This is a genomic window from Methylobacterium sp. Leaf89, from assembly GCF_001422215.1.
GTDB lineage: Bacteria > Pseudomonadota > Alphaproteobacteria > Rhizobiales > Beijerinckiaceae > Methylobacterium.
Genome location: NZ_LMML01000003.1, coordinates 162,656 through 181,080, shown reverse-complemented (window position 1 = coordinate 181,080; position 18,425 = coordinate 162,656). Strand labels below are relative to the sequence as shown.

General features: G+C 71.0%; 20 protein-coding genes. 16 read left to right on the top strand and 4 right to left on the bottom strand.

Features of this window, described 5'->3' with window-relative positions; genetic code table 11:
* Positions 1-88 precede the first annotated feature (88 nt).
* Both ASF18_RS01280 and ASF18_RS01275 read right to left on the bottom strand, forming a co-directional pair.
* Positions 89-982: an NAD(P)-dependent methylenetetrahydromethanopterin dehydrogenase gene (locus ASF18_RS01280; RefSeq protein ID WP_056220304.1), complete on the bottom strand. Its 894-nt coding sequence runs from the start codon at positions 980-982 to the stop codon at positions 89-91.
* 110 nt (positions 983-1,092) lie between these two features.
* The gene (locus ASF18_RS01275) at positions 1,093-2,079 is read right to left on the bottom strand and encodes a beta-ribofuranosylaminobenzene 5'-phosphate synthase family protein (RefSeq protein ID WP_082486903.1); all 987 of its coding nucleotides are present in this window, start codon (positions 2,077-2,079) and stop codon (positions 1,093-1,095) included.
* Between the two features lie 282 nt (positions 2,080-2,361).
* On the opposite strand from ASF18_RS01275, the gene ASF18_RS01270 reads away from it, so the two are divergent.
* From ASF18_RS01270 to folK, 16 genes are all read left to right on the top strand, one after another.
* Positions 2,362-3,453 carry a hypothetical protein gene (locus ASF18_RS01270; protein ID WP_056348613.1) on the top strand — a complete coding sequence of 364 codons (1,092 nt, stop codon included), beginning with the start codon at positions 2,362-2,364 and terminating at the stop codon, positions 3,451-3,453.
* On the top strand, positions 3,447-5,090 hold the full coding sequence (locus ASF18_RS01265; protein ID WP_056348610.1) for a formylmethanofuran dehydrogenase subunit A: 1,644 nt from the start codon (positions 3,447-3,449) through the stop codon (positions 5,088-5,090). The genes ASF18_RS01270 and ASF18_RS01265 overlap by 7 nt, the downstream gene beginning before the upstream one ends.
* Before the next feature lie 33 nt (positions 5,091-5,123).
* Positions 5,124-6,080, top strand: a complete 957-nt coding sequence (fhcD, locus tag ASF18_RS01260) for a formylmethanofuran--tetrahydromethanopterin N-formyltransferase (protein WP_056220295.1) — start codon at positions 5,124-5,126, stop codon at positions 6,078-6,080.
* Positions 6,077-6,871: a formylmethanofuran dehydrogenase subunit C gene (locus tag ASF18_RS01255; RefSeq protein ID WP_056348607.1), complete on the top strand. Its 795-nt coding sequence runs from the start codon at positions 6,077-6,079 to the stop codon at positions 6,869-6,871. Before fhcD ends, ASF18_RS01255 begins: the two co-directional genes overlap by 4 nt.
* A gap of 203 nt (positions 6,872-7,074) precedes the next feature.
* A complete protein-coding gene (locus tag ASF18_RS01250) occupies positions 7,075-7,281 on the top strand; it encodes a hypothetical protein (protein ID WP_056270611.1) in 207 nt (68 codons plus the stop codon).
* Between the two features lie 256 nt (positions 7,282-7,537).
* Positions 7,538-9,160, top strand: coding sequence for a HAMP domain-containing sensor histidine kinase (locus ASF18_RS01245; protein ID WP_056270609.1), 1,623 nt, complete (start codon positions 7,538-7,540; stop codon positions 9,158-9,160).
* Entirely contained in the window at positions 9,157-9,861 is a 705-nt protein-coding gene (locus ASF18_RS01240) for a response regulator transcription factor (RefSeq protein ID WP_055951546.1), read from the top strand. The genes ASF18_RS01245 and ASF18_RS01240 overlap by 4 nt, the downstream gene beginning before the upstream one ends.
* Before the next feature lie 200 nt (positions 9,862-10,061).
* On the top strand, positions 10,062-10,151 hold the full coding sequence (gene pqqA / locus ASF18_RS01235) for a pyrroloquinoline quinone precursor peptide PqqA (RefSeq protein WP_055889187.1): 90 nt from the start codon (positions 10,062-10,064) through the stop codon (positions 10,149-10,151).
* A 43-nt stretch (positions 10,152-10,194) separates the two neighbouring features.
* Positions 10,195-11,097 (top strand): pyrroloquinoline quinone biosynthesis protein PqqB, encoded by a 903-nt coding sequence (pqqB, locus tag ASF18_RS01230; protein WP_056348605.1) that lies wholly within the window; start codon positions 10,195-10,197, stop codon positions 11,095-11,097.
* A 143-nt stretch (positions 11,098-11,240) separates the two neighbouring features.
* The gene (gene pqqC / locus ASF18_RS01225; protein WP_056220277.1) at positions 11,241-12,323 is read left to right on the top strand and encodes a pyrroloquinoline-quinone synthase PqqC; all 1,083 of its coding nucleotides are present in this window, start codon (positions 11,241-11,243) and stop codon (positions 12,321-12,323) included.
* Positions 12,320-13,477, top strand: coding sequence for a pyrroloquinoline quinone biosynthesis protein PqqE (gene pqqE, locus ASF18_RS01220; protein WP_056348602.1), 1,158 nt, complete (start codon positions 12,320-12,322; stop codon positions 13,475-13,477). The genes pqqC and pqqE overlap by 4 nt, the downstream gene beginning before the upstream one ends.
* Complete coding sequence (locus ASF18_RS01215; RefSeq protein ID WP_244472515.1) at positions 13,474-14,208, top strand: hypothetical protein; 735 nt, start codon at positions 13,474-13,476, stop codon at positions 14,206-14,208. The genes pqqE and ASF18_RS01215 overlap by 4 nt, the downstream gene beginning before the upstream one ends.
* Positions 14,201-14,569 carry a hypothetical protein gene (locus ASF18_RS01210; RefSeq protein ID WP_156389802.1) on the top strand — a complete coding sequence of 123 codons (369 nt, stop codon included), beginning with the start codon at positions 14,201-14,203 and terminating at the stop codon, positions 14,567-14,569. The genes ASF18_RS01215 and ASF18_RS01210 overlap by 8 nt, the downstream gene beginning before the upstream one ends.
* Before the next feature lie 238 nt (positions 14,570-14,807).
* Positions 14,808-15,581: a dihydropteroate synthase gene (gene folP / locus ASF18_RS01205; RefSeq protein WP_156649540.1), complete on the top strand. Its 774-nt coding sequence runs from the start codon at positions 14,808-14,810 to the stop codon at positions 15,579-15,581.
* Positions 15,578-15,952, top strand: a complete 375-nt coding sequence (folB, locus tag ASF18_RS01200) for a dihydroneopterin aldolase (RefSeq protein ID WP_056348596.1) — start codon at positions 15,578-15,580, stop codon at positions 15,950-15,952. The genes folP and folB overlap by 4 nt, the downstream gene beginning before the upstream one ends.
* On the top strand, positions 15,949-16,440 hold the full coding sequence (gene folK, locus ASF18_RS01195; protein ID WP_056348592.1) for a 2-amino-4-hydroxy-6-hydroxymethyldihydropteridine diphosphokinase: 492 nt from the start codon (positions 15,949-15,951) through the stop codon (positions 16,438-16,440). Before folB ends, folK begins: the two co-directional genes overlap by 4 nt.
* Positions 16,441-16,909: 469 nt before the next feature.
* Here folK and xoxJ read toward each other — a convergent pair whose 3' ends face one another.
* Together xoxJ and ASF18_RS01185 are read right to left on the bottom strand one after the other, a co-directional pair.
* Positions 16,910-17,764: a rare earth element methanol dehydrogenase accessory protein XoxJ gene (gene xoxJ / locus ASF18_RS01190; protein WP_056348590.1), complete on the bottom strand. Its 855-nt coding sequence runs from the start codon at positions 17,762-17,764 to the stop codon at positions 16,910-16,912.
* The gene (locus tag ASF18_RS01185) at positions 17,764-18,345 is read right to left on the bottom strand and encodes a c-type cytochrome, methanol metabolism-related (protein ID WP_056220468.1); all 582 of its coding nucleotides are present in this window, start codon (positions 18,343-18,345) and stop codon (positions 17,764-17,766) included. The genes xoxJ and ASF18_RS01185 overlap by 1 nt, the downstream gene beginning before the upstream one ends.
* Positions 18,346-18,425: the final 80 nt, after the last annotated feature.

The following is an 18,425-nucleotide window of genomic DNA, read 5'->3' as shown; positions in this document are numbered from 1 at the left end:
GCCCGCCGGGCCGCCTGAGCCAGGGCGCGGCCGGACTGGGCGGCGACGAGGAGGGTCTGTCCGGGGCCCAGCCCCGGGTGGGCCGCCCTCAGCCCGCCACCTCGACCGCCAGGGTGTAGGCATCGCGAAAATCGAGGCAGAGGGGCTCGTGGGATTCGAGCATGCGGCGGAACAGGCGGGATTCGGTCTGGTACTTGACGTTGCCGACCGCCAGCGCGCCGATGCCGACGCCCCGGCCCGTGGGCAGGGGCACGTCGATGGCGTTGACGTCGATCCCGGCGATGCCGGCGGGCGGCACGGCGTTGACGTCGGAGGCCACGAGCAGGTTCGGGGCGGATTCAAGATCCTCCGCCGTGAGGATCGGGATGCCGGCCGGGCCGGCCGAGAGGATCACGTCGGCCTTGCCGATCGCGGCGCGGCGCGCGGCGACGGTGGAGCCGTCCACGGCCTCGACCTCGACGCCGAAGCGCCAGCGCATGGTGTTGGCGATCTTGCTGACCCGCTCCTCGCCGTCGTGGCCGACGATCACCGCGTTGGCGCCGTGGAGGGCGCCGATCACGGCCGCGACATAGGCGACGACGCCGGCCCCGCCGAAGATCACGATGCGCTTGCCCTCGAGGCCGGTGTCGAACTTCGATTTCAGGGCGCGGGTCACCTCGGCCACCATCGCGGCGCCGGTGGTGAAGGAGCCGGCGGGGTCGGCGAAGATGTGGTTGGCGAAGGGCGGCACCAGGGCCTTCTTGGCCCGGTCGACCATGTCGAGGGCGTCCTCGGCGTTCTTGCCGCCGATGAAGATGCCGGTGCGGACGCCGTCCTGGGGGCTGCGCGAGAAGATCGAGTCCTGGACCAGGGTCGTCACGTCCGCGAGCGTGGCGTTGGTGTAGGTCGCGATCGTCTCGAAGCCCGCATCCACCGCCATGTTCACGTCGAACGGGCTCATGTGCTTCAGGGGCGTGATCATGTGCAGGATCGAGCGGGCCATCGTCGGACTCCCTTCGTGCTGTGACGCGGCCCGATCGTGCGCGGAGGCGTCGAATTGTCAAAGCCCGCCGGGTTCGGGTGGGCGGAAGCTCGGCTCTAGCGGGATTCGTCTTAAAGCGCGGTGACCGACGCGCCGGTGTTGCGTCCCCGGGCGATCAGGAACCTGAGGGGACCCGGCCGCTCCAGCATGCCCACGAGGGCGCGGGCCTCGGCCTCCGAGGGCACCAGGGCGAAGCCGGTGGGCCCCCAGGAGCTCTGGCCGTAGCCGGCGAGTCCGAGGTCGGCGACGGCGGCGAGCGCCGCGGCCACGGCGGGGCTGGCGAAGCGCCCGCCCTGGTGGGGCGCGAAGTGGTCGCCGATGAGCTGCTGGATCCGGGTGATGCCGGCGCCGAACCCCTCCGGCTCGGCCGTGACCGCGGCCGGCAGCACCTGCATCAGCACGATGCGGCAGATCTCGGCCGCCTGCGCCTCCGGGAAACGCGGCAGGTCGCGGAAGGCCGCGACCTCGCGGGTGCCGTGGACGCCGGTCATCTCGGTGTCGAGGATCAGCACCACGCGCCAGGCCTCCGGATAGGCCAGGCGGGCGATCACCGGCGGCGGGTTGCCGTCGGGGTCGCGGCCGCCATCGACGATGAGGCCCCCCTGGGTGAAGGCCGCGAGGCCGACCCCCGAGCGGTTCCCCCGGTCGAGGGCGTCGGCGAAATCCTCTGGCGCGAAGGGCCGCCCGGCCAGGCCAGCCAGCGCGGCCGCCACGCTGAGCGCCAGCTGCGTGCCGGAGCCGAAGCCCGCATGGGCGGGGATCGCCGATTCGATGGTCAGTGCGGCGTGACCGGCGATGCCGAGGTGGCCCGCGGCCGCCAGCGCGTAGGCGGCGGCCCGGCGTGCCTCCGGCCCGGTCACGTCGAGGCGCTCGGCCGGACGGGCGGTCAGGGTCACGGCGGGGGCGTCGAGGGCGAGGCCGATGCTGCCGAAGCGCCGGCCGAGGCCGCCATGCAGGTCGAGGAAACCGAAATGCAGGCGGGCCGGGGCGTGCACGCGAAGGCCGGCGCCGGGTCCGCCCGGCCCGCTCGGGATCCGCATCACGTCGATCCCCTCCATCGTGCCCCGTCCTCCCCGCTCCGAACGGCCTCGTGCCCCCGCGGGCCGCCGATCCCGCGCCGCCGGCTTCTCCCACGGAGCGCCGACCCGTCGCAAGCGCATCGGACAAATCTCCCGCCGCGGTGCCGGGCGTCTGATTCGCCCGACGCGGTTCAGGGGGGTTGCCTGGGGGGCGGCGGCGATGCAAACGTGCCGCCCCAACGACACGGACTGGCTCAGTCCCGCCGTGCGCGACGCCGAATACGGCGCGCGCCGGGCCCTCGATTTTCCAAGGTGCAACGCATGGCGGCCTGGGTGAAGGGTGGTGCGACGGACGCGGACGCGGCGGTGGAGGCCGCCGCCACGCTCCTCGCTTCAGCGCAGAATGTTGTCCTGGCGGGGCTCTGCGCCGAGTTGAGCGCGGTGCGCGCCGCCTACCATCTCGCCGACGCCCTCGGTGCCTCCGTCGATCCCGTGGCTGGCCCGAGCCTCTATGCCGAGCTCGGATCGCTCAGCCGCAGCGGGGCCATGACGACGACGCCCGCCGAGGCCGTCGGCCGGGCCGATGCGGTCCTCATCGTGGGCAACGCCCCCTGGGACCGCCCCATCGTCCAGGACATCGCCGGCACGCAGGCGACGCGGGGCCGCGCCGCCGGTTCCGAGCGGGTGATCCTGTCCCTGGGCGGCCCGCGCAACGGCGCCACCCGACACGTAGCCTATCCGGCAGAGGTCGGCGGCCTCGCCGTCTCGGTCGCGCATCTGCGCGCCTTCCTGAAGGGCAACCTCGGCGGCGAGGCGGCCTATGCCGACCTGGCCCGGCGCCTCGCCGCCGCGCAGTACGGCGTCGTGCTGTACGACCCGGCCGAGATCGGCGAACTGGGCGTCGAGATGCTCCAGGGCATGATCAAGGACCTCAACGAGGTCACGCGCTTCTTCGGCCTGCCCCTCGCCGATCCGTTCCAGGGCCGTGCCCTCCTGCAGCTCGCCGCCTGGACCACCGGCCAGGCCCCCCGCGTCGGTTTCGGCCGGCACGTGCCCGAGCACGATCCCTGGCGCTTCGACAGCGCCCGCCAGATCGCCGCCGGCGAGGCGGACGCCGCCCTGTGGCTCGCCTCCCTGCCCGCCCCGCGCCCCGACTGGCTCGGCACCCTCCCCAGCGTCGCCATCGTGGGCGTCGGCAGCCCGGAGGCCGGCGGCGACGTCGCCGACGTGGTCTTCGCCGTGGGCGTTCCCGGCGAGAGCGCCGGCGGCAGCCTGTGGGACGAGCGCCGGGCGGCGATCACCTACGCGCCGGCCCCCGGCCCGACCGCCGAGCTGAGCGCGGCCGGCATCCTCACCGCCATCCACGATCGACTTCAACACCGCCTCATGCAGAAGAAGGCCGCCGCATGCTGATCCGGATTCACGGAGGCCGGGTCGTCGACCCGACGGCCGGCCGCGACGCGGTCGGCGAGGTCTGGATCGAGAACGGGCGCGTCGTGCCCGTCTCCGACCGCGCGCCCGACCGCACCGTCGACGCCACCGGCTGCGTGGTGATGGCGGGCGGCGTCGAGGTCCATTCGCACATCGCCGGCGGCAACGTGGTGATGAGCCGCCTGCTGCTGCCCGAACTCTACGCCAGCGAGGCTGCGCCCGAGGGCCATCCGTTCGCGCATGCGGGCGGCTCGGCCGCCTGGATCGGCGCGAACTACGCCCGGATGGGCTACACCCTGGCGGTCGAGCCGGCGATGCCGCCCGCCAACGCGCTCGCCACCCAGCTCGAGCTCGCCGACATCCCGCTGCTCGACCGCGGCGCCCTGACGGTGATGGGCAACGACGACCACCTGCTCCAGCTCCTGCGGGCGCGCGAGGGCAAGGCGGCGGTGCGCGACCTCGTCGCCCTCTCGGTGGCGACCTCGCGGGGCCTCGGCGTCAAGTGCATCAACGCGGGCGGCGCCTCGGCCTTCAAGGACGGGATGCTGAAGCTCAGCCTCGACGACGAGATCCCGGTCTACGGCCTCTCCACCCGCAAGATCATGGGCGCCCTCCTCGACGCGGTCGAGGAGATCGGCGTGCCGCACCCGCTGCACGTCCACTGCAACAACCTCGGCATCCCGGGCGCCGACGAGTCCTTCGTGGACACCCTGGAGGCGGCGGAGGGGCGGCGCATCCACTTCGCCCATGCCCAGTTCTACGGCTACGGCGTCGCCGACCCCGAGAACCCCCTCACGGGCGGCTTCCGCTCGGCGGCCGAGCGCATCACCGAGGCCATGGAGGCGCACCCCAACGCCACCTACGACGTCGGCCAGGTCGCCTTCGGCCAGACCGTGACGATCTCCCTCGACATCCTGCGCCAGTTCGCCGGTCGCAAGGGCGCCAACCCGAAGAAGTGGATCGTCACCGCGGGCGACGCGGAGGGCGGCGGCGTGGTGCCGTTCCTCTACAAGCCGCGCGGCGCCGTGAGCTCCCTGCAATGGGCGATCGGCCTCGAGCTCATGCTCCTGTCCAAGGAGCCGGAGCGCACCATCCTGACCACCGACCATCCGAACGGCGGTCCCTTCACCGACTACCCGCGCATTATCCACTTCCTGATGGACAAGGAGGAGCGCGACCGCGAGATATCCTCCCTGCACAAGGTGATCGCCGAGCGCTCCGGCCTCTGCGCCATCGAGCGCGAGTACAGCTTCTCGGAGATCGCCCAGCTGACGCGCTCGGGTCCCGCCAAGCTCCTCGGGCTTGCCGATCGCGGCCACCTGCGCGAGGGCGCCCGGGCCGACGTCGCGATCTACCGCGACGACCCCGACCGCACGGCCATGTTCGCCCGCGCCAAGCTGGTGCTCAAGGACGGCGAGACCATCGTGGAGGACGGCGAGGTGGTGGCCTGGCGCTCGGGCCGCACCCTGGAACTCGCCGTCGAGTCCGACAAGGCGATGGTGGCCCGCTCCGAGACCTACCTGCAGGACCGCTTCGGCACCGGCCTGAAGAGCTTCGCGGTGCCGGACGAGGCCTTCCCGAAGCCGGACGTGTTCGCGGAGGTCGCATGTCGGTCGTGAGAAAGATGCGTCGCGTGGGGACGGGTGACTGAGATGACGGACCTCACCCTCAACGGCATTCCGGTGATCGACACCTTCGCGGAGGCGTTCGACGTCGCCGGAACGGCGATCATCATCACCAACGACACGGCCAAGTGGGCGATGATCGCCGCCACCGTGATGACGGGCTTCGCCACCTCGGTGATCGGCTGCGGCGCCGAGGCCGGGATCGACTGCGAGCTCTCCCCCGAGGAGACCCCGGACGGGCGCCCCGGCGTGCGCGTGCTGCTGTTCGGCTTCGAGCCGAACGGCCTCAAGGACCAGCTCCTCAAGCGGGTCGGCCAGTGCATCCTCACCTGCCCGGGCACCGCCTGCTACGCCGGCGTGGACGGCCCCACGAAGATCAAGCTCGGCGGCGCGATCCGCTACTTCGGCGACGGCTTCGCGGTGGCCAAGCGCCTGACCGACCCGGTCACCGGAAAGGCCCGGCGCTACTGGCGCATCCCCGTCATGGACGGCGAGTTCCTGTGCGAGGACTTCGTCCGCGCGGTGGACGGCGCGGTCGGCGGCGGCAACCTGCTGTTCCTCGGGCGCAAGCACGCCGACACCCTGAAGGTCGCTGAGATCGCCGTGGAGGCCGCCCGCGCGGTCTCCGGCGCGATCCTGCCCTTCCCGGGCGGCATCGTCCGCTCCGGCTCGAAGGTGGGCGCGCGCACCAAGGGCATGATGGCCTCGACCAACGACGCCTATTGCCCGACCCTCAAGGGCCGGGCCGGCACCGAGCTCTCGGCCGAGGTCGGCGTCGTGCTGGAAATCGTCATCGACGCGCTCACCTCCGACGCGGTGGCCGAATCCATGCGCGCGGCCCTGCATGCGGCGACCGAAGCGGGGGCGGCGCACGGGCTCGTGGCCGTCACGGCCGGCAATTACGGCGGCAATCTCGGCCGCCACCATTATCATCTGAAGAACCTGCTCTCGAAGGAGCCGGGCAGCGAGGCTGGAGCGGCATGAGTACCCTCACCCTGCGCCAGGAGCCGCCGGAGCGGCTCGATTTCCGGCACGTCACCCCGCTCGCGCTCAGCGGCCTGACCGAGGCCGAGGCGGGCAAGCTCCCCGTCGGCACGAGCCGGCGCGGCCTGACGCTCGGCGATTGCTTCACGCTGTCCCTCGACGGTTCCGACGGCCTCGTCATCGAGGGGGGCTCGTCGCGCCTCGACCGGGTCGGCGCATCGCTCAGCGGCGGCCGCATCCGGGTCACCGGCGATGTCGGGCAGCGCCTCGGCGAAGGCATGGCCGGCGGCTCGGTGACGGTCACGGGGTCGGCCGGTCCCTTCGCGGGCTCGGGTGCCACCGGCGGCACGATCACGATCGAGGGCGATGCCGGCGACCATGCCGGCGGCGCGGTCTACGCCGCCAAGGCCGGCCTCGACGGCGCCACCCTGGTGATCCGCGGCAGCGCCGGCGACTATCTCGGCGACCGCATGCGGCGTGGCCTGATCCTGGTCGGCCGGGCGGGCGCCCATGCGGGCGCGCGGATGATCGCCGGCACCATCGCGGCGACGAGTCTGGGCGACCATCCGGGCTACGGCATGCGCCGGGGCACCCTCCTGGCCGGCGCCGTCGGGGCCCTGTCCCCGAGCTTCGTCGAGACCGGCACGCACGATCTCGTGTTCCTGCGCCTCCTGGCCCGCTCGCTGCGCCCCCTCAGCCCAGCCCACGCGGATCTCGCCGCCGGGGCCCTGACGCGCTACTCCGGCGACCTCGCCACCCTCGGCAAGGGCGAGCTCTGGGTGGCGGCCTGAGGCCGTTTCCGGCTCTTTCGGGCGCGCCCACGGCGAATTGGAGGGCCGGGCCCACCGTCTCGGCCCCGGAGGGGCGGCCCTCGATGCCGGGCCGATGACCCTCCGGACTTGCACAATCCTCCCGATCGGACAATTTTCTGGGTCCGCGGGCGGTACCATAGTGCCGGTGTCCCGCTTGTCCCCAGCGCGAACCCGGCCTCCTCATGCTCATCCTGCTCTCGATCTGCCTCCTGTCGCAGCCCTCGCAGTGCCGCGAGGACAAGATCGACCTCTCGTTCGAGGCGCGCAGCCCGAACATCTGCCTGCGCAACTCCCAGAGCGCCATCGCCAAGTGGCAGGCGGAGCACCCGGAATGGCAGGTGACGCGGTGGCGCTGCGCCGTCCGGGGCAGCCAGCCGCGCGACCTGTAAGCGGGGCGCCCGCGATCAGGGGCGCGCGCCCCGCGCCCGCCGCGCGGCAACGCTTGCAACCGAACCGGCCCTGAGCCTACAGAGCATGCGCGCCCGATGTTGATCGCAAGGTCGTCGGAGCAGACGGGATGATCAGGCAAACGCGGAATGCAGTGCAGTCCGGGTGGCCGTCCTGGTCAAGGCCCGAGAAACACGTCGGGACGATTGCGCAAGACGGTTTGGCAGGACGATCGGGCAAGACGATGTCGGCACGACCATGCGCTCGCTGAAGGTCCGGTTCGCGCTCCTGCTCGGCGGCACCGCGCTCCTCGTGGTCCTGGCGGCCCTCGGCGTCCTCGCCTCGATCGGCGCCGCCGAGCGTACCATCGACCGGACGCTGGCGGCCCAGGGGCGCCTCGAACTTCTGGTCGAACTCTCCGGGCGCATGACCCAGTACGGGCTCGCCGCCCTGGAGGCGGTGAGCAACCCGGATGCGCAGCCGGAGGGACTCGCGGTGGCGCGCGCCCATGTCGACCGCGCCCTGGTGGCGGTGGACGAGGCCCTGGGGCGCTCCATCGCGTCGAGTGACGACCCCCTCGACCGCACCCAGTACGCCGCCCGCACCCGGCCCCTCGCCCAGCTGCGCGCGGCCCGCGCCGTCCTCGACCGGCAGGTGACCCAGGTGCTGCGCCAGTCGGAGGACGAGTCGCGCCGGGCGGCGATCCGGGGCGCCCTGAACGGCTTCGGTGCCATGACCGGGCAACCGCTCTCCTTCCTGATCGAGGTGGAGCGGCGCTCGATGATCGCCGGCTCGGACGCGGCGCGCGCGCTCTCCGGCACCCTGCGGGTCGCGTCGCTGGCCGCCGTGGCGGGGGCGCTCGCCCTCGTGCTCCTGCTCTACCGGGCGGTGACCCGTCCCGTGCTGGCCCGGATCGAGGCGGTGCGCCGCGCCGCCGGCGCCGTGGGCCGGGGCGAGCTCGACACCCGCCTGTCGGTGGCGACCCGCGACGAGCTCGGCCTGCTCGTGGCGAACTTCAACCGCATGGCCGCCCGCCTCGCCCGGCGCGAGGGCCGGCTCGCGGCCGACCGGGCCGCCCTGGAGGACACGGTGGCGGCCCGCACCCTCGATCTGCGCGCCGCCAATGCCCGCCTGGAGGCGGTGGACCGCTCGCGCCGGCGCTTCTTCGCCGATGTCAGCCACGAGCTGCGCACGCCCCTCACGGTCATCCTGGGCGAATGTGACATCGCGGCCCGCTCGGCCGGGCGCCAGACCGACGTCACCCCGGTCTTCGCCACCATCCGCAAGCGCGCCCTGCGCCTGAAGCGCCGGGTCGAGGACCTGCTGCGCGTCGCCCGCTCCGAATCGGGGCAGATCGAGCTCGACCGCCGCCCGGTGGGCGCGGGGGAGATCCTCGCCGACGCCGTCGACGGCATGGGCTCCGAGGCCGCCCGCCGCCGCGTGGCGCTGAGCCTCGCTCTGGTCGAGGCCGACCCGATGCTGCTCGCCGACCGGGAATGGCTGCGCCAGGTGGTCGAGAGCCTGATCGACAACGCCCTGCGCCACGCCACCGGGCTCACCCGGGTGGTGGTCGCCCTGGCGCGGGCGGAGGGGGGGCACGCGGTGGTGACGATCACCGACGACGGGCCCGGCTTCCCCGACCTCGGCGACGGCCTGTTCGAGCGCTTCCGCCGCGACAGCCCCACGGGAGAGGCCGGCTTCGGCATCGGTCTGGCCCTGGCGCGCTGGGTCGTGGAGCGGCATGATGGCACGATCCGCCTCGGGGCGGGTCCGGGCGGGCGCGGTGCGCAGGTGGCCCTCGATCTGCCCGCGCTGTCCCCCAGCGACGCCGAGCATCCCCCCTCGCCTCACCCGACGGGCGCCCAGGAGACCGTGGCATGACGCGCGTACTGATCGTCGAGGATGACAGCGACATTCGCGCCATGCTCGCCCGCGGCCTGGAGGCGGAGGGCTTCTCCGTCGGCGTCGCCGGACGGGTCGACGACGCCCTCGCGGCCGCCCGCGCCGAGGCGCCCGAGGCGGTGGTTCTCGACATCACCCTGCCGGACGGCTCCGGCCACGATGTCTGCCGCTCCCTGCGCGAGGGCGGCTATCCGGGGCCGATACTCTTCCTCTCCGCCCGGGACGAGGTCCGCGACCGCGCCGAGGGGCTGGCGCTCGGGGCCGATGACTACATCGTGAAGCCCTTCGTCTTCGACGAGCTCCTGGCCCGCCTCCAGACCCACCTCCTGCGCCGCAAGGCCTCGGAGGAGCCCCGCACCCTGGTCACCGCCGGCAAGCTGATGCTCGACCTGACCGTCCGTCAGGTCGGATTCGCGGATGCGACGGCGCGCCTCACCCCCCGCGAGGCCGAGCTCCTCGCCCTGCTGATGGACAACGCCAACCACCCGGTCTCGCGGGGCGACATCTTCGACAAGCTTTGGGCCGGCCAGGGCGGCCTCTCCCTGAATGTCGTCGATGTCTACGTGGGTTACCTGCGGACCAAGCTGTCCGACTTCGTCCGCCTCGGCGGCCCGGTCATCGTCACGGTGCGGGGCCGGGGCTTCATGCTGGACCTGAAGGGACAGGATTTCCGGCACTGAAACGGGCATGCCGCGTTAACGCCGACACCGGATTCGCGGGGGTGGACGGGAGGAACCGGCAATTTAGCGCTTGAACTGCCGGGCCAAATTGTCGATACCAGCGCGGCGACAGAAATCTCTGCGCCGTCAGTGTCTTACGATCTTCTTAGAGGCGATCGGGATGCTGCTGACGTTCAGAAGAAACCTTCAGGAGAAACACCATGACCTGGGCTGCCCCCATCGTTTCCGAGATCTGCGTCGGCATGGAAGTCACCAGCTACGAGTCGGCTGAGATCGACACCTTCAACTGAGTTTAATCGAACCCGAGGGTCCGAAGGCAGCGTCGGTTCCACCATGCATGTCGTGATCCTCGGTTCGGCCGCGGGCGGCGGCCTTCCCCAGTGGAATTGCCGCTGCCCGATCTGCTCCCTTGCCCGTGAGGACGAGACCCGCGTCAGGCCGCGGACCCAGTCGAGCATCGCCGTCTCCCCCGATGGAGAGCGCTGGCTCCTGGTGAACGCCTCCCCCGATCTCCGCCAGCAGCTGTTCGACAATCCGGCGATGCACCCGCGTACGGGGCTGCGGCACTCGCCGATCCAGGCCGTGCTGCTGACCAACGGCGACGTCGACCACGTCGCCGGCCTGCTGACCCTGCGCGAGGGCCAGCCCTTCACCCTCTACGGCACCGCCGGCATCCTCGACTCCGTCAACGCCAACCGGGTGTTCGACGTGATGGCCACGGGCGTCGTCGCCCGCGAGCCGATCGCCCTCGACCGGCGCTTCGAGCCGGTGCCGGGCCTGCACGTCACCCTGTTCGCGGTGCCCGGCAAGGTGCCCCTCTGGCTGGAGGACGAGACCCTGCAGATCGGCGCCGAGACCGAGACCACGGTGGGCGCGATGATCGAGTCCGGCGGGCGGCGCCTCGCCTACATTCCCGGCTGCGCCCGCGTCACCGAGGACCTGAAGGCCCGCATCGGCGGGGTCGACGGCCTGCTCTTCGACGGGACCGTGCTCCTCGACGACGACATGATCCGCGCCGGCGTCGGCACCAAGACCGGCTGGCGCATGGGCCACGTGCCGATGACCGGCGAGGGCGGCTCCATCGCGGCCCTGTCCGACGTCGCGATCGGCCGCCGGGTTTTCGTCCACATCAACAACACCAACCCGGTGCTGGTCGAGGGCTCCGAGGCGCGGCGCCAGGTCGAGGCTGCGGGCTGGACCGTGGCCCATGACGGTTTGACGCTGACTCTTTCGTGAGGCGTCCATCTGGCAGTTTAGTGCCGACGACATACATTGTGTCCGATTGAATTGCGTCGGCGCGCCCGCGGCCTTCACGGGGCGCGGCGCGATTGATAAGAAAAGTTCCTAAAACCGCTCCACGCTGATCCGCGAGCCACGCCATGACCGCGCCCTTCCCGACCCCGAAGACCGATGAGGCCCAGCGCCTGCTCTCGCCGGAGGAGCTGGAAGCGGCCCTGCGCGACATCGGCGCGCGCCGCTACCACAACCTGCACCCGTTCCACCGACTCCTGCACGACGGCAAGCTCAGCAAGGATCAGGTCCGGGCCTGGGCGCTGAACCGCTACTATTATCAGGCGATGATCCCGGTGAAGGACGCCGCCGTCCTCGCGCGCATGACCGACGCGTCCCTGCGCCGGGTCTGGCGCCAGCGCATCGTCGACCACGACGGCGACGCCCCCGGCGACGGCGGCATCGAGCGCTGGCTCAAGCTCGCCGAGGGCGTGGGCTTTGCCCGCGACTACGTGGAATCGACGCAAGGCATCCTGTCGGCGACCCGGTTCTCGGTGGATGCCTACGTGCACTTCGTGAAGGAGCGCTCGCTGCTGGAGGCCATCGCCTCCTCGCTCACCGAGATGTTCTCGCCGACCATCATCTCGGAGCGGGTGGCCGGGATGCTGAAGAACTACGACTTCATCACCAAGGACACGCTGGCCTATTTCGACAAGCGCCTGACCCAGGCTCCGCGCGACGCCGACTTCGCCATCGCGTACGTCAAGGAGCACGCCACCACGCCGGCCCTGCAGCGCCAGGCGATGGACGCCCTGACCTTCAAGTGCAATGTGCTCTGGACCCAGCTCGACGCCCTCTACTTCGCCTACGTGGCCCCCGGCCTGACCCCGCCCGACGCCTGGACGCCCGGCACGGGGCTCGTCCCCGAGCCCGCCGTGGCGCAGGCGGCCGGGACCGGCACCCTCGCGGCGCACGACGTGCCGCGCCTGCCCCGGGGCGTGCGACTGCGCCACGATGCCGTGCGCAACCAGCACGTCCTCCTGGCGCCCGAGCGCACCTTCGACCTCGACGCCAACGCGGTGGCGGTCCTCGAACTGGTCGACGGGCAGCGCAGCGTGCGCGCCATCGCCGCCCTGCTGGGCGAGAAATTCACGGCGGACCCCGCCGTGATCGAGGCCGACATCCTCGTGATGCTGAACGATCTGGCCACGAAACGGGTCCTGGAGCGATGAACGCGATCACGCCGAACGTCCCCACCCTGCCGGCACCGGTCGGACTCCTGGCGGAGCTCACCCATCGCTGCCCCCTGCGCTGTCCCTACTGCTCGAACCCGCTCGAGCTCGACCGGCGCTCGGGCGAGCTCGACACCGCCACGTGGCAGCGGGTGCTGACGGAGGCGGCGGGCCTCGGCGTGCTGCACGTCCACCTCTCGGGCGGTGAGCCGACGGCGCGCAACGACATCGTCGAGATCACCGCGACCTGCGCGAAACTCGGCCTGTATTCCAACCTCATCACCTCCGGCGTCGGGGGCGCCCTGCAGAAGCTCGACGCGCTCTACGAGGCCGGCCTCGACCACGTGCAGCTCTCGGTGCAGGGCGTCGACGCGGCCAATGCCGAGAAGATCGGCGGCCTCAAGAACGCCCAGCCGCAGAAACTCGCCTTCGCCGAGCGGGTGACCCAGCTCGGCCTGCCGCTGACGCTGAACTCGGTGATCCACCGGGGCAACATCCACGAGGTCGAGGGCTTCATCGATCTCGCGGTAAAGCTCGGGGCCAAGCGCCTGGAGGTGGCCCACACCCAGTATTACGGCTGGGCCTACGTGAATCGCGCCGCCCTGATGCCGAATAAAGCGGAGGTCGACCGCTCGATCCGCATCGTCGAGGCCGCCCGCGAGCGCCTGAAGGGCCAGCTCGTCATCGACCTCGTGGTGCCGGACTACTACGCGAAATACCCCAAGGCCTGCGCCGGCGGCTGGGGGCGCAAGCTCATGAACGTGACGCCGCAGGGCAAGGTGCTTCCCTGCCACGCGGCCGAGACGATCCCGAACCTCGAATTCTGGTACGTGTCCGACCATTCGCTCGGCGACATCTGGGCGAACGCGCCGGCCTTCACGGCCTATCGCGGCACGGACTGGATGCAGGAGCCCTGTCGCTCCTGCGACCGGCGCGAGAAGGACTGGGGCGGCTGCCGCTGCCAGGCCCTGGCTCTCGCCGGGGATGCGGCGGCCACCGATCCGGCCTGCTCGCTCTCGCCGCTCCACGCCAAGGTGCGGGGCCTCGCCGCCGAGGAGGCGGCCGAGATCCCGCCCGACTACATCTACCGGACCATCGGCAGTAACGTGCAGCCCAATGTGCGTCCGCCGCTGAATGAGGAAGCGCCGCTTTGAAGCCCGTCACACTCGCCGCGCTGCTGATGCTCGCCGGCGCACCCGCCCTCGCCCAGACCCCGCCGACCACCCCCGCGCCACCGGCGACGCCCGACGCGTCCGCCGTGACAAAGGCCAGCACCGCGACGACGCCCGACGCCTCGGACCTGCTCTTCGAGCAGCCGCAGATGAAGAACGTCCCGCCCGGGTCGAAGCTGACCTACGATTACCTGCGCCGCAGCGGCATCTCGAAGGGCCCGTTCGGACCGCCGCTGAACGACACGATCAAGCTCGGGATCGAGCCCGGCAACGCTGCGGAGAACCGCAACATCCGCGTGGAGATGTTCTCCGGGGCCAACCGTTTCCCGGCCGGCCCGTTCGAGGACATGCCCGGCAACCCGGTGATGACGCTCTTCCTGGAGCACCATCTCATGGATCTCGCCCGCGTGCTGATGGCCAATCCGCGCTACATCAAGAACGCCATCCGCAAGGGCCTGCGCGACAACGCCACCGTGACGCCGATGCAGATCGACTACAAGGGCCAGAAGGTCGACGCCTGGCGCATCGAAACTCAGCCCTTCCTCGACGACAAGATGAAGGAGCGCATGCGCGGCTTCGAGAACCTGAAATACACCTTCGTCACGTCCGCGGCCGTGCCGGGCGAGCTCGTCTCGATCGAGGCGAGCTCCAAGAACGCCGAGGGCGGCGAACTCCTGCAGGAGAACCTGAGCTATGATCCGAACGCTGGTTAAGCGGCTCCCGCACCTCGCCGCCGGCGCCTGCGCCGCGGCCTTCCTGGCGGGTGCGGCGACCGCGGCCGAGTCCGAGAACGACTACCCCACGGAGGCCCGGGCCGACTACATCTTCGGCTGCATGGCGGCGAACGGCCAGTCGCGCGAATCCTTGTCGCGCTGCTCCTGCTCCCTGGATGCCCTCGCCTCGCTGCTGCCCTACGACAAGTATGTCCAGGCCAGCACCGTGCTGTCCCTGCGCCAGGGCATCGGCCAGCGCACGGCCCAGTTCAAGTCGACCAAGGTCTTCGACGATCAGGTGGCCGACCTGCGCCGGGCCCAGGCCGAGGCCGAGATCCGCTGCTACCGCGGCGGGACCTGACCGGGTCACGCGGACGTCGCAGGGGCGCCGCCCGGCGGCGGCGCAGGACTTGGCCCCGTTCGGCCCCAGCGCCGGCAGGGGCGTTGCTCCGACCGAGCATTGCGTTCAAAGACAGCGGCATCCCGGCCGAGGACGCGCTCCGGTCGCGCCCGCCTTCGAACCCGAGCATCTCGTGCCCCCAGACCTGCCGGCTCCGCTGACGACGCTCCTGCCCGATCTCGGTCGGCGCGTGCTCGTGATGGGCATTCTCAATGTCACGCCCGATTCGTTCTCCGATGGCGGCCGCTTCGCGGATGTCGTGGCCGCCCGCACCCAGGCCGAGGCCCTGGTGGCGGAGGGCGCGGCCCTGGTGGATATCGGCGGCGAATCCACCCGCCCCGGCCACGTGCCCGTCCCGGCCGAGGAGGAGCAGGCTCGGATCCTGCCGGTGATCCGCGACCTCGCGGCCCGCCTGCCCGTTCCGATCTCGGTGGACACCTATAAGGCCTCGACCGCCCGGGTGGCGCTGGAGGCCGGCGCCCGCATAGTCAACGACGTCTGGGGCCTGCAGCGCGAGCCCGACATCGCCCGGGTCGCCGCCGATTACGGCGCGCCCGTGATGATCATGCACAACCGGGAGACGATCGATCCGGCCCTCGACATCGTCGCCGACATGCTGCGCTTCTTCGAGCGCTCGCTGGCCATCGCGCGGGCCGCCGGCCTGCGCGACGGCGACATCGTGCTCGATCCCGGTATCGGCTTCGGCAAGAGCTGGGCGCAGCACCTCGAAGCCCTGCGGCGCCTGCCCGAGATCGTGGCCCTCGGCTTTCCCGTCCTCGTCGGCGTCTCGCGCAAATCCCTCCTCGGACGCCTGCACGATGCCGAGACCAAGCCGGTGGACCGGCTCTTCGGCTCGATCGGCAGTCACGTCCTCGCCGCGACCCTCGGGGCGCTGATCGTGCGCGTTCACGATGTCCGCCCGCACGTCGATGCCCTGCGGGTGGTCGACGCCGTGATGGGACGCTCCGCATGAGCGACCGCATCCTCGTCGACCGGATCGCGGTCTTTGCCTTCCACGGCCTCCTGCCCGAGGAGGCTCGCCTCGGGCAACGCTTCTACGTCTCGCTCGATGTGCGCCTCGACCTCGGGGCGGCCGGGCGCTCCGACGACGTCGCCCGGACCGTGAGCTACGCCGACCTCACCGAGATCGTGACCCGGATCGCCACGCAGCGGCGCTTCGACCTGATCGAGGCCCTCGCGGAAGCCATCGCGGGCGAGATCCTCGACCGTCACTCGCCCATCACCGAGATCCGCGTGCGGGTGGACAAGCCGAGCGCGCCTGTCCCGGCCGTGATCGACGGCGTCGCCATCGAGATCGTGCGTCGCCGCGAGGCTGCTCGATGAGGAGTGGACCGGACTGGCACGCCGCCTATCTCGGCCTCGGCAGCAATCTCGGCGACAAGGCCGCGACCCTGGCCGATGCGGTGGCGCGGTTGGCGGCCACACCGGGCATCCGCGTCACCGCGCGCTCGTCGAATTATCGCACGCCGCCCTGGGGCGACACCGACCAGGACTGGTTCCTCAACGCCGCGATCGGGATCGAGACCAGCCTCACCCCGCACGAACTCCTGGAGGTGGGCCTCGCCATCGAGACCGCCATGGGCCGGGTGCGCGAACGCCGTTGGGGTCCGCGGGTGATCGATATCGACGTTCTGTCCTACGAGGGCGCGACGATCTCGGATGCGCGCCTCGTACTGCCACACCGTTTCGTGCGCGAGCGCGCCTTCGTGCTGGTGCCTCTGGCCGAGATCGCCCCCACCCTGCGCATTGGGCCGGAGACGGTCGCCGCAGCCCTCGCCAAGCTCGACGCCGCCGGCATCGAGCGGGTCTGATCTGGGCCGGATCTCGATCGGGGATCTGGGATCGACCCCGGCGGAAAGAGCCGCCCTCTCGGCATTCGAGACGCCGACGCAGCCGTCGGTCCAGGCGACGAGGCGGTGCAAGGGGCCGAGACGGGACAGCCCAAGTTGCGTTCGGCGATCGCGTCGGTACTCTCCGGCATGCGCCCGTCGCCCGCGCGGGATTTCTGGCCCTCCGGGCTGACCCCGAGGGAGACCGGATCGGGGCACGAGGATCCCAGCTCCCGCGCAGAGAGGCGTCAGGCGGCGAATGCCTAGCTCCACGCGGATGCGATCGGCCCTGTCCGGTTCGATCCGAAGGGCCGTCGCGAACCGCCGCCATGGGCTCTGGTCGACGATGCGCGCGCAGGGGTCTGAACGACGATGGCGGCGACGGAGCCCATCCGATCGCCGCCATCGCGGTCTCTCTCTCCTGTCGCCCCCGACATCCTTGGGGACAATATCAGGGGCTTGGAGCGTCGAGGAGCTTGTTGCCCTCTTCCTCCAGCAGCGGCACGTCGTAGTCGCGCAACACCTTTTCGATATCGGCGCGGCGCTTGCGCAGGATCGTGTTGAGGGTGCGCTTCCAGTCGTTCTCCTCCAGGCGCACCCCGAGGGCGATCCGGAAGGTGAGCGGCGGCCGATCGGGCTCCTGCAGCAGCGCCACCACCGTCATCGGCACGCCGCTGTGCTTGGCGAGCCAGCCGGCGGCGGGTCCCCAGAGGATGGCGGCATCGATGCGCTTCTCGGCGAGATCCGCGATGACCTCGGCCGAGACCGTCTGGTGCTTGCGGGCCGGATCGAGCTGATAGGGCGCGTAGGCCTTCATGGAGCTGACGAGGCCGACCTCGCCCATCCGGTTCACCGGGGGCGTGCCGCCGATGACGCCGATGGACTTACCCTTCAGCTTGGGATCGTCGAGCCGGGTCACCCCGTCGAACTCGCCCGTGCGGGTGACCAGCGTATAGGCGGAGCGGTAATAGGGATTCGAGTGCTGGACGAGCTCTCCACCGGCGGCCGAGCCGATGATAAGGTCGCAGAGGCCCGTGCCGAGGGTATTGCGGACGAAGCCGGGCCCCTGCGTCAGCCAGTAGTACCGGATCTTGACCTTGAGCTCGTCGGCGATGATCGCGGCGATTCGGTTCTCGAAGCCGTCCTCCTTGCGCTCGGAGAACGGCATGTTGCCGGGATCGCCGCAGACACGCAGAGTGTCCGTCGTCACGAGGTCCGGCAGCGATTGTGCCAACGCAGGTCGCGCTCCGGCTGCAAGCAACAGGAGCGCGAGCGCGAGGCCCGTCCGGGAGCCTGGATGCGCCATTAGCCGCCCAGGCACTCCTTCTCAGCCGTCTTGGCGGCCTCGGGCTTGTCTTCCTTGTCGGTCGGGCGGACGCGCGGCATGGCGCCGGACGCCCGGGCCTTCAGGTAGACGTAGAGGTCGTCGGCGTAGCACATGACGTTCTTGTTATCGCCGAAGGCCGGCATCACGCGCTCCTGGCCGGCCTGCGAGTCACGCTTGCCGCCAGCGAGGATGCCGATGAACTCCTCGTAGCCGATCGTCTTGAGCGAGTCCTTCAGGGCCGGCGCGTAGGTCGAACCCATGGCGTCGGGTCCGTGGCAGACGTGGCACTCGGCGTGATAGCGGCGGTAGCCCGAGTAGGCGTACCAGTCGAACTTCTTGCCATCAGCGGTGATGTGGTAGGTGGGGTGACCTTCCGAGTCCTGATACTTTCCGTCCTCGACCTTCACGGCCGCGAACTTGTCGATCAGCTTCGGGTCCTTCTCGGGTGCATTCGGATCGAGCTGATTGGCGAGGGCCGGATCAGCCTTCTTCGCATCCTGGGCCTGCACGGCGAGCGTTGAGACCGACGCGAGAGCGAACGCTGCCGCGAGAGGGCGGATGACGGCTTTGCTAAAGGTGTACAACGACGTTTCTCCCAGGAACACCACGTCGGCTCACCAGCCGCGTGTTTCGCGTGTTG

Bases quoted from the DNA above. Each gene is read 5' to 3' on its own strand.
- ASF18_RS01245 (WP_056270609.1), top strand. From the start codon at position 7,538: ATGCGCTCGCTGAAGGTCCGGTTCGCGCTCCTGCTCGGCGGCACCGCG.
- fhcD (WP_056220295.1), top strand. From the start codon at position 5,124: ATGACGGACCTCACCCTCAACGGCATTCCGGTGATCGACACCTTCGCG.
- ASF18_RS01280 (WP_056220304.1), bottom strand. From the start codon at position 982: ATGGCCCGCTCGATCCTGCACATGATCACGCCCCTGAAGCACATGAGC.
- ASF18_RS01265 (WP_056348610.1), top strand. From the start codon at position 3,447: ATGCTGATCCGGATTCACGGAGGCCGGGTCGTCGACCCGACGGCCGGC.
- ASF18_RS01250 (WP_056270611.1), top strand. From the start codon at position 7,075: ATGCTCATCCTGCTCTCGATCTGCCTCCTGTCGCAGCCCTCGCAGTGC.
- pqqB (WP_056348605.1), top strand. From the start codon at position 10,195: ATGCATGTCGTGATCCTCGGTTCGGCCGCGGGCGGCGGCCTTCCCCAG.
- pqqA (WP_055889187.1), top strand. From the start codon at position 10,062: ATGACCTGGGCTGCCCCCATCGTTTCCGAGATCTGCGTCGGCATGGAA.
- ASF18_RS01275 (WP_082486903.1), bottom strand. From the start codon at position 2,079: ATGGAGGGGATCGACGTGATGCGGATCCCGAGCGGGCCGGGCGGACCC.
- folP (WP_156649540.1), top strand. From the start codon at position 14,808: ATGGGCATTCTCAATGTCACGCCCGATTCGTTCTCCGATGGCGGCCGC.
- xoxJ (WP_056348590.1), bottom strand. From the start codon at position 17,764: ATGGCGCATCCAGGCTCCCGGACGGGCCTCGCGCTCGCGCTCCTGTTG.
- ASF18_RS01270 (WP_056348613.1), top strand. From the start codon at position 2,362: ATGGCGGCCTGGGTGAAGGGTGGTGCGACGGACGCGGACGCGGCGGTG.
- folK (WP_056348592.1), top strand. From the start codon at position 15,949: ATGAGGAGTGGACCGGACTGGCACGCCGCCTATCTCGGCCTCGGCAGC.
- pqqE (WP_056348602.1), top strand. From the start codon at position 12,320: ATGAACGCGATCACGCCGAACGTCCCCACCCTGCCGGCACCGGTCGGA.
- folB (WP_056348596.1), top strand. From the start codon at position 15,578: ATGAGCGACCGCATCCTCGTCGACCGGATCGCGGTCTTTGCCTTCCAC.
- ASF18_RS01255 (WP_056348607.1), top strand. From the start codon at position 6,077: ATGAGTACCCTCACCCTGCGCCAGGAGCCGCCGGAGCGGCTCGATTTC.
- pqqC (WP_056220277.1), top strand. From the start codon at position 11,241: ATGACCGCGCCCTTCCCGACCCCGAAGACCGATGAGGCCCAGCGCCTG.
- ASF18_RS01240 (WP_055951546.1), top strand. From the start codon at position 9,157: ATGACGCGCGTACTGATCGTCGAGGATGACAGCGACATTCGCGCCATG.